Below are 8,252 nucleotides of genomic sequence, written 5' to 3'. Positions count from 1 at the left end.
CCCTGTTTCAAAAGAGGGAGGCTCCCCATTTCAAAAGGTAGACCCTCCCCATTTCAAAAGGGGGACAAATACAGAGAATACTACAGAGATTACTACAGATATAAATACACAAGAGACCGCAGCTCAAAATTGTGTTGATGAAGTCTTAAATCTCTGGGTACCTGATTTGCATTCGCTTAATTCTTGGTTACAGCGTTCAGGTGAACAAGCTATGACTCAAGACCAAGTTGATCAAGTATTACTTGAAGTGAACTCGCATTACTCACCACGTTTGAAAACAGGATCGATCACTGACACTCAGATGTATTCGAATTTCGTGAAGTGGGTGAAGCGTAAACCTGTAGCTAAAAAACAAAATCGTTCTGATAACAAAAACTCTCAGCCTGTAAACCGCAACGTCAACGCAGCATGGGGAGAGGTTCAGAATTATGGGCCACCAGTTGGCGAAATTGATTTAGAGGGCTTGATATGAACGCAATGGCTCTACGTTTTGATTTACAGCAGTCGAATGAATACTGCTCAACACACATGCAAAACAAGATTTCTTTTCATGGTCGCACGTTCTGCAAACAATGCAGTCTTGAAGCTTTAGAGCATGGTAACGAAGAACACAAACATGCTGTAAACATCAAGGTTCGTGAAAATCATTTCAAAGGTGCTCAACTACCTAGTCGCCATGAAAACTGTGGTTTTAGTAATTACACCACTGAGAACAACGGACAGCTGATGGCTAAACAGAATTGTGCCAAGTTCACTAAAGATTTTTTGGCAGGGATGAATCGTAATCTGATCATGATTGGTCGCCCTGGTACTGGAAAAACCCACTTAGCCTGCGCCGTGGCTAGAAACCTGTTAGATCAACGCAAGTACGTCCGCTACATCACTTCTGAAGATATGGCCAATGAGATAGCCAATGCTTGGAAAAAGGCAGATGACAGCGAAGCCAATGCGATTTACCGATTCACAGATACCGACTTACTGATTCTTGACGAGTATGGCTTGCATGACCAGCACGAAAGCCGATTGCAGTTGGTACACAAGGTTCTATATGCACGTTATGACGAGAACAAGCCAACGATGCTTATTTCGAACTTTGGGCTAGATGATCTTAAAGAGAATTTAGGCGACCGTCTCTGGTCTCGCTTTCAACATGATGGGTTGACGGTGGTTGAGTGTAATTGGGCTGATCAGCGTGTAGGAGGTGGGGCATGAAAGCGAATGAGTTCAAGGTTGGGGATTTTGTTGTAAAGAGCAAATACGATCAAGGCCCGTTAGAGGTTGTGGAGATCCAAGGTGATTTGTTGATTTTAGGGAAACATAGCCGAGTTGCTGTTCTCAAGACCAATGCTCGTCATGCAACATTAGAGGAAATCGAAGCTATTCGTCGTTTAATTCTCTCGAATACGATGGAATTAGAAGAATTAGACATGGTGGATGTGCCACCTACAGCAATAGTGGTGGATCTATGAAAGCAAATGAGTTTGTTAAGAAAGTTGGTTGGGTGAAAGTTGAAGACTTATTGCGTCGATTAGTGCGACTTGGCGTATCTGATGACATGAAATTCACATTGATAAACAACATATGGTCTAGAAGTTCTGACGGTTTTACATGGGTTGAACTCAAACGCCTTGTTGAGTCGCATGAGATTGTTCAAAAGCTTGGTGGGTTGGATGGGGCTAAAAAGAAATTAAATAGCTTATGTATTTTTAGGTGGATCACGCCTGAAATTACAGCCTTAGAACAAGCCATCGCAGATGTGGAGGGTTGTCAGTGAAATTGAGCAAAATCCAACGTGCTGAACTCAAGCAAAAGTTTGATGGTCATTGTGCTTATTGTGGTGAGTTGCTTGGTGATAAGTGGCATGCAGATCATATCGAAGCTGTTAAGCGTGAGATCGAGTATGTGGGTAATGGTGTGTTACGTACAACCAATGAAATGCTACGACCACATAACGACACACTGGAAAATCTTAACCCTGCATGTGTGCCGTGTAATACCAATAAGTCTTCTATGTCATTGGAAAGCTGGCGAAAGGTGCTTACGCATTACCGTGATGTTCAGTTGCTTCGTGATAGTACACATGCACGACATTTACATCGTTTTGGCTTGATTGAGATTAAGCCTGATCCTGTTGTTTTCTTCTTTGAGCGATTTAGGGAGGCTTGTCAGTGAATAAGACCACCTTTGAAGCCAAGTACTTCGTAATCAGGCTTAAGTATTTACGATCGTTACATGCAGCACATTGTGGTGCCAATAGTCAGCAGTTTTTGTTTATGGGTGGTAAGTGCTGGGAGTGTAGTCAATGAGAGAACAGTTTGAGGAAAAGTTTCCAATCCCTGCGCATTGGATTGAATGGAATGATCAGCTTGGTCGTTATGACTGCCATGTTGGTTTAGCAGACTCTAAGTGCAGTGAATACAACAAGATGTTTGATGTGTGGAAATCACGGCAGGCAGACATGAATGAGCTTACTCACTTTAATAACAACCAATATAAATCCATCACAGACAGAGATTTGGAAATCAAAAAATTAAGCGAATTGATATGTAAGCTACTTGAGGATAAGCATACCTACATGCGCCCATCGATAGCTCGTGAGTGCATCGTTGCTGTTGGGTGGAACCCATGACTCCTAACCAATTCTTGATCTTACTTATCCTACTCATCGTTATCGCCGTGTTTGCATCATCACAGCAGAGTGTGCATCACGCGCTAGGTTATTTATGACCAGTATGTCGATAGCTGAGTACAAACAGCTTGTTAAGAAAAAGACCGTAAGACGTAAGCGTCCTGTGGTCAAAACCCAAAAGGTAGTGAGTGAAGGTGAAGCAACACTAGCTCAGCATCTAAAAGTTCATGGGATTGGGTTTGAGACAGAGTTTAAGTTTCATGAGACAAGAAAATGGAAGGCTGATTTTTATTTAACTGGAACAAAGCTGTTGATCGAGGTTGAGGGCGGTATTTGGAGTAATGGAAGGCATACAAGAGGCAGCGGATATCAAGCAGATATGAAAAAGTATAACGCGGCAGCAATACTGGGTTATACGGTGTTGAGGTTTAGCACGGCGGATGTGAAGAGTGGTAGGGCGATAGAGCAGATTAAGGGGATGGTGAAGGTATGAGCGGTTATGAGTTTTTAGCATGGGTAGCTGCAACGGTTTTAATCTTCGGGGTTTTGTTTGCGGGAGTTGTTTTTGTTGTTGTGGTTCGAGCCAATAATAAGGCCATGAAAGATTTTGAGCGAAGAACAGGGCGTAAATTTTAAGGTGATCAGAATGAATGCGATGGTAGAGCCTATGACAAGTTTTGAATGGTTGGGCCAGCAACTTCGGGCTAAAACAGCACAATATGAGATCAGTGTTCGTGCTACTGGTGAACGACCGCCAAATTGGGATGACAAGCTTGGGGTAATAGCGAAAATGGATGATGATCTACAGAAAGACTTGGCCTACCTGCTTGCTTATGGTGATTACAGGGATGGTACGGCTCAGTACAAGTCTATTGAAAGTTTCTTATTTAAGTCGATATACGCCGTGGCAGAACAAGAGAAAAAGCGTAAACCAGACTTAGCAGAAATCTGTAAGAAAATTGCACGCATGGAATTGTATTTCTTCTTACACAATCATCTTAATGATAAATTCACTGGTGCTGGCCGTCTGTGGTTTAGTGGGATTGATATTAAGCTAGATACATATACCAAAAATTGGAAACATTACGGTGACGCGGTTAATCTCATGTTGCTAGAGGCACAAATTGCTGCGATAAAACATATAGAAAATTATAAAAAAGAACTAGATCGATGCTAATTGACGATTTAGGCGGATTTAGTATATAGTTTTGCTATATTGGGCGTTTTTATATTTAACGCAATAAAACCTCGCGAAAGTGGGGTTTTTTTACGCCTAAAGAAAAAACCCATCCTCAAATTGAGTTTAGGATTTTTTATTGCCTCAACCCTTGGCATTGGGCTTATTACCCAGCACACCATAGGGGCGTAAAGGGTTAGACAGGGTTTCATTATCCTTAATCACACATTCGCTTGCATGTGGTCGAACACAAGCAAAAAAACGAGAGCTACTTATCAGGCTTTCAAACCAAAATTGATAAGCGCTTTATTTGATCAATAAAGTGATAGAAAGGGTGCGGAGTTTGATGTAAGCATAAAACACTACCCTTGGTTTGATCACCTAAAGAGGTGGGTATTTACCGTGTGGATTGGCGACCCCTTAACACACTCAATAGCCTTAACTGGAAAGAGTGCTACCTAGCCCAGTTATTCATTTTTGGATAACTGGGCTGTTTTAAGCGCCTATAGCACTGTTAGGCGCGCCATATATTTAAAACCATGTTTAAAACATAAGTAATTTAATACAGCCCGCCTTGTGCGGGTTTCTTTTTGCGTGGAGGAAAGTCATGTCGTACATTCTTGTTGGGCTTATTTCATTTTTCGTTGGTTATGCGATGTGCTTTCGATTTTTCCAAAAAGACATCACCCAGAAGAAGCCAATAGTCTTTGGTGGTCAGGTTTATATTGCTGAGAAAAAGTCATGAATCAAATAGAGGCTAAAAAGAATATCGCAAGATATGAGGCTGAGATTGCAAAGTGGCAAAACTTATCACGCGGCTTGATGTCACGTGATGAAATGATGCTTGTTGATGGGAAAATTAGACAATTAAAAGAATGGTCTAAAAATCTTCGAGTAGTGTTAGGTTCTAATTAGGTGTAAATACACCATTTTAAACCTATCGAATTCGATACCTTTAAAATTCTAATTCTGTCGAATTCGCCATAATTAAAACGCCGTGGATAATCATGGACATTCAAAAATACAAAGCCTTAACTAATAAGAAGCCCATAAAAACAAAACCAAGAACTAGACCACTGCCTAAGGCTACTGAGCGTTACTTAGAAGCTGAAGAAGAAATAGAGAATGCTCTGCAAATTCTAGAAATCAAATACGAAAAGAAATTCCAATTTAAATCGACTAAGCATTGGCGTTTTGATTTTCACCTTGTTGAGCACAGAATTTTAATTGAGATTGCGGGTGGGCCATGGTCAGGCGGTAGAGGTGGAAAGCTTGCTACTAAGGCTTGGAGTATGGATCGCTACGATGTTGCTGCTGAGATGGGTTATAGCGTTGTACGTTTAGAGTCCGCTAGATCATACAAAATCAAAGAAGATGGGCCTTTACAGGTTCAGGCTTGTTTTGCTGTTCAGTGGTTAAAAGATTTAAAGAGGCATAGTTTTAATGAAACAAAGAATATATAAGAAACTGTGCAGACAGGCGGTAGTGGTTTTGGTTCATGGTTTTGAGTTTTCTCAAGACAATTTTATTAATGATAATTCTGGTATCCCTTATGTAGTGATTGAGGGGTGCTACGAACCGTTTGAGAGCTCAGCATTGGAAGTACTATTAGAAATGATGGAGATCCAAGATTTGGACTGTGATGTATATAGCCTAAAACCTAATGCACGCCTTATTAAAGAGGCCATTAAATTTATGTACATACCATCTTACCTAGAATCATTTTTTCGTGTTTAAAGAGCAGATTAAAAATGGACCAAGTCAGACCATTTCCACCAACTGATTTTATCGATCAGGCAGAGGAAGAAGAATCTATTCGCCTAGTGCCCGCCGTGGATCTAAAGGAATGGGTGGTTAATAACTTCTTAACGCTTGGCGGTGCTCTACATAATCCAGACCATGACCACATTGCTGAACTACTACATGACGATGAAACGGTTTTAGCCTTTGCTTGGGCATCTTCTGCGATGATAGCTAAAAAGCGTATGGTATTAGGTCAATGTGAAAAGGTAATGTTTAATCAGGGTGGATGGAAGAAAGCTCGACAAGAGCAACAGATGCGAGATTGGTTCGGTTTTGTGCCAGTCTATTTAATTACCATTGATGCATCATTCTGTGAACAAGCGACTGACCGTGATTTCTGTGCTTTGATTGAGCATGAGCTTTATCACATCGGTGTAGAACGTGACGAAGATGGTGAACCTATTTATAGCGATCATACTGGTCTACCTAAACATTATTTAGCAGGCCATGATGTTGAAGAATTTATTGGTGTGGTCAAACGATGGGGAGCAAGTGAAAGTGTTAAACGACTTGTCGAAGTCGCGCAGAATCCTCCGTTTGTACCTGATTTGGATGTAGCAAAGTGCTGCGGAAACTGTGTAATCAATTGAGCCGAAAGGCTCTTTTTTTTGCCTATTTAGTCTTACGTAGTCTTACAAAGGGGCATTTATGGCAACACTTAAAGAGCCTGTAAAAATCTTTATAGTTCAGTCTCTTGCTTGCTTTGAAACCCCTCAACAAGTAGTGGAGTCTGTAAGACTAGAGTTTGGCATTGAAATTGAGCGTCAGCAGGTCGCAGCATACGACCCAACTAAAGCAACATGTAGGAGTATGAGTAAAAAACTCAAAGACCTATTTCATAAAACAAGAAATGATTTTAGGACCAATGTTTTTGACATCCCTTTAGCCAATAAAGCTGTACGTCTTACTGAGTTACAGAAGATATATAACGACCCCAAGGTAAATAGGGTGCTTAGAACCAAGTTGATCAGGCAGTTTAAGGATGAGATGCAAGGGTATGAGCTTCAGTTGCTTGGAATTGAACTGAAAAAACTTGAGATTGAACGAATTAAGACGGGCGATGGTGATGGTGCTTCAGAAATTAAGTCTTTATCTGACTTGATGGATGAATTAAGCGAGGAGGGTTAATAAGGAGGGCGTATGCTTAAACCTGAGCATAGAGCAAAACTTATTGATCAGCACTGGAGGCTGAATAATCTTTACTACATTACGGATAAAAGCGGCAAAAAAGTAAAATTCAAGATGACCATGGAGCAGCTTGAATATTTCGAAAATGAGTGGTCTAGAAACATCATTCTAAAAGCTCGTCAGCTTGGTTTCACCACTGAGATGTGCATCATTCAATTAGATGCTGCGCTGTTCATGGCAAATAAGTGTGCATTGATTGCCCACACTCTACATGATGCTAAACGCCTGTTCCGAGAAAAGGTGAAGTACGCTTATGAGAAGCTTCCACACCCATTAAGAGCCGCTAATCCTCTGGTGATTGAAACCAAGGAAGAGCTGGTATTTAAAAAGGGTGGATCAGTCACGGTCAGTACATCATTTCGTGGTGGTACTTTAAAGCGTTTGCATATTTCAGAGTTCGGTAAGATTTGTGCTAAGTTCCCTGATAAAGCTAGAGAGATTGTGACGGGGGCATTTGAAGCTGTTGGACTAGATGGGAAGATTACACTTGAATCCACGGCGGAAGGCAAAGCAGGATACTTTTACCAGTATTGCCAAGAGGCTGAAAAGCTATTACTACAAGGTAAACCACTTGGAGCATTAGACTGGAAGTTCTTTTTCTTTTCGTGGTGGAAGAATCTTGAGTATGCATTGCCGCATATTGGTGAAATACCACAGCGACTCAAAGATTATTTCAGTGATCTATTGGTTAAGTATGGCATTAAAACCACACCTGAGCAGCAGACATGGTACTGGCAGAAAGAAAAAACGCTAGGTGAGGATATTAAGCGAGAGTATCCATCGATTCCTTCTGAGGCATTTGCTCAATCCGTAGAAGGTGCTTACTACAAAAAGCAATTTAAAGAGATCTATGCAAGTGGTCGTATTGGTGTATTGCCAGCTAATGACCATTTGCCAGTAATGACCTTCTGGGACCTTGGTGTCTCGGATTCTATGACGATTTGGTTTGTACGAAAGCTTTCAGATACGCAGTACCAGATAATCGATTACTATGAGAACTCAGGTGAAGGTCTTAGACATTATTTTGGCGTCCTGAAGAACAAGGGTTACACCTACTCGGAACACTATGCACCTCACGATATTCAGAACCGATCACTTACAGGTGATGCTAAGTCGCGACTAGATATTGCGGAAGAAGGTTACGAGATCGATGGCGAGGTCTACTCAGTCAAGTTTGAAGTAGTACCCAATATTGGTGTTATGGATGGTATTGAGCAAGCGCGTGAAATCCTTAAGTACTGTGAGTTTGATGAAGATAAGTGTTCTGAGGGCATATCTTGTTTAGAGAATTACCGCAAAGAGTGGGATGACAAAAAAGGTTGCTGGAAAGATAGACCTTTACATGATCACACATCGCATGCTGCAGATGGTTTTAGATATTTTGCTGTGGCTATGATTGGTAAGATTGAGCAAGTCACTTCAATTAAGGATATTCCTATTTTTAGACGAAGGTAA

General features: G+C 41.1%; 15 protein-coding genes and 1 pseudogene. All 16 read left to right on the top strand.

All coding sequences use genetic code 11. The features are described 5' to 3' along the window. Positions 1-472, top strand: a pseudogene (locus RFH42_RS11120) (replication protein); the annotation flags it as partial. Beyond that, positions 469-1,212, top strand: a complete 744-nt coding sequence (locus RFH42_RS11115) for an ATP-binding protein (RefSeq protein ID WP_308975665.1) — start codon at positions 469-471, stop codon at positions 1,210-1,212. The pseudogene RFH42_RS11120 and the gene RFH42_RS11115, both read left to right, overlap by 4 nt. Beyond that, the gene (locus RFH42_RS11110) at positions 1,209-1,469 is read left to right on the top strand and encodes a hypothetical protein (RefSeq protein ID WP_308975664.1); all 261 of its coding nucleotides are present in this window, start codon (positions 1,209-1,211) and stop codon (positions 1,467-1,469) included. Before RFH42_RS11115 ends, RFH42_RS11110 begins: the two co-directional genes overlap by 4 nt. Further along, positions 1,466-1,774 carry a hypothetical protein gene (locus RFH42_RS11105; RefSeq protein ID WP_308975663.1) on the top strand — a complete coding sequence of 103 codons (309 nt, stop codon included), beginning with the start codon at positions 1,466-1,468 and terminating at the stop codon, positions 1,772-1,774. Before RFH42_RS11110 ends, RFH42_RS11105 begins: the two co-directional genes overlap by 4 nt. Continuing rightward, positions 1,771-2,172, top strand: a complete 402-nt coding sequence (locus RFH42_RS11100) for an HNH endonuclease (RefSeq protein ID WP_308975662.1) — start codon at positions 1,771-1,773, stop codon at positions 2,170-2,172. Before RFH42_RS11105 ends, RFH42_RS11100 begins: the two co-directional genes overlap by 4 nt. Positions 2,173-2,302: 130 nt before the next feature. After that, positions 2,303-2,629, top strand: a complete 327-nt coding sequence (locus tag RFH42_RS11095) for a hypothetical protein (RefSeq protein ID WP_308975661.1) — start codon at positions 2,303-2,305, stop codon at positions 2,627-2,629. 94 nt (positions 2,630-2,723) lie between these two features. After that, the gene (locus RFH42_RS11090; protein ID WP_308975659.1) at positions 2,724-3,122 is read left to right on the top strand and encodes a DUF559 domain-containing protein; all 399 of its coding nucleotides are present in this window, start codon (positions 2,724-2,726) and stop codon (positions 3,120-3,122) included. Then, a complete protein-coding gene (locus tag RFH42_RS11085) occupies positions 3,119-3,265 on the top strand; it encodes a hypothetical protein (protein ID WP_308975658.1) in 147 nt (48 codons plus the stop codon). Before RFH42_RS11090 ends, RFH42_RS11085 begins: the two co-directional genes overlap by 4 nt. Before the next feature lie 10 nt (positions 3,266-3,275). Then, positions 3,276-3,806, top strand: a complete 531-nt coding sequence (locus tag RFH42_RS11080; protein WP_308975657.1) for a hypothetical protein — start codon at positions 3,276-3,278, stop codon at positions 3,804-3,806. A gap of 607 nt (positions 3,807-4,413) precedes the next feature. After that, entirely contained in the window at positions 4,414-4,551 is a 138-nt protein-coding gene (locus tag RFH42_RS11075; protein WP_308975656.1) for a hypothetical protein, read from the top strand. Next, positions 4,548-4,721 carry a hypothetical protein gene (locus RFH42_RS11070; RefSeq protein ID WP_308975654.1) on the top strand — a complete coding sequence of 58 codons (174 nt, stop codon included), beginning with the start codon at positions 4,548-4,550 and terminating at the stop codon, positions 4,719-4,721. Before RFH42_RS11075 ends, RFH42_RS11070 begins: the two co-directional genes overlap by 4 nt. 92 nt (positions 4,722-4,813) lie before the next feature. After that, complete coding sequence (locus RFH42_RS11065) at positions 4,814-5,269, top strand: hypothetical protein (protein ID WP_308975653.1); 456 nt, start codon at positions 4,814-4,816, stop codon at positions 5,267-5,269. After that, entirely contained in the window at positions 5,250-5,543 is a 294-nt protein-coding gene (locus RFH42_RS11060; RefSeq protein ID WP_308975651.1) for a hypothetical protein, read from the top strand. The genes RFH42_RS11065 and RFH42_RS11060 overlap by 20 nt, the downstream gene beginning before the upstream one ends. Positions 5,544-5,557: 14 nt before the next feature. Further along, complete coding sequence (locus tag RFH42_RS11055) at positions 5,558-6,199, top strand: putative metallopeptidase (RefSeq protein WP_308975650.1); 642 nt, start codon at positions 5,558-5,560, stop codon at positions 6,197-6,199. A gap of 58 nt (positions 6,200-6,257) precedes the next feature. Next, positions 6,258-6,737, top strand: a complete 480-nt coding sequence (locus tag RFH42_RS11050) for a DUF2280 domain-containing protein (protein ID WP_308975649.1) — start codon at positions 6,258-6,260, stop codon at positions 6,735-6,737. A gap of 12 nt (positions 6,738-6,749) precedes the next feature. Further along, the gene (locus RFH42_RS11045; protein WP_308975648.1) at positions 6,750-8,252 is read left to right on the top strand and encodes a terminase; all 1,503 of its coding nucleotides are present in this window, start codon (positions 6,750-6,752) and stop codon (positions 8,250-8,252) included.

The sequence above is a fragment of the Acinetobacter rudis genome (assembly GCF_031157835.1).
In the GTDB taxonomy this organism is placed as follows: domain Bacteria; phylum Pseudomonadota; class Gammaproteobacteria; order Pseudomonadales; family Moraxellaceae; genus Acinetobacter; species Acinetobacter rudis_A.
The sequence above is the reverse complement of the archived record's forward strand: the minus strand, read 5'-3'. Positions and strand labels throughout refer to the sequence as shown.